This is a genomic window from Falsiroseomonas oryzae, assembly GCF_027856955.1.
In the GTDB taxonomy this organism is placed as follows: Bacteria; Pseudomonadota; Alphaproteobacteria; order Acetobacterales; family Acetobacteraceae; genus Falsiroseomonas; species Falsiroseomonas oryzae.
In genome coordinates, this window is sequence record NZ_JAPSMD010000970.1 from 1 (window position 1) to 646 (window position 646).

A 646-nucleotide genomic window follows, 5' to 3' on the forward strand; every position below is an offset into this window, starting at 1 on the left:
GCTGGCGCTGCGCCCGCGCACCGCGCGCCGGCTGGACGCCGACGGCGCGGAGCACGAGGTGCCCGCCGCCGCGCTCGTGGTCGGCGACCGCGTGGCGGTCCGGCCCGGCGAGCGAATCCCGGTGGACGGGACGATCGAGACCGGCGAGGCCGGCGTGGACGAGAGCGCGCTGACCGGCGAATCCCGTCCCGTGGAGAAGCAGCCCGGCGCCAAGGTCTCGACCGGGACGGTGGTGCTGGATGGCAGGCTGGTGCTGCGCGCCACCGCGGTCGGCGGCGACACCACCCTGGCCCGCGTCGCGGCGCTGGTTGCCGCGGCGCAGGCTTCCCGCGCGCCGGTGCAGAAGCTGGTGGACCGCGTCAGCGCGGTCTTCGTGCCCGTCGTCGTCGCGCTGGCCGCGCTGACGCTGCTCGGCTGGCTGGTCGCCGGCGCGGGGGCGGAGGCGGCGATCCTGCACGCCGTCGCGGTGCTGGTGATCGCCTGCCCCTGCGCGCTCGGCCTGGCGACGCCCGCCGCCATCATGGCCGGCACCGGCGCCGCCGCGCGGGCGGGCATCCTGATCCGCGACGCCGAGGCGATTGAGCGCGCCAGGTCCGTGGACCTGGTCGCCTTCGACAAGACCGGCACGCTGACCGAGGGCAGGCCG

At 77.7% G+C, this 646-nt stretch carries 1 protein-coding gene; it reads left to right on the plus strand.

Translation table 11 applies throughout. From position 1 onward, the window contains the following. The coding region (locus OZN99_RS33010) for an HAD-IC family P-type ATPase (RefSeq protein ID WP_270939388.1) at window positions 1-646 on the plus strand (646 nt) is incomplete at both ends.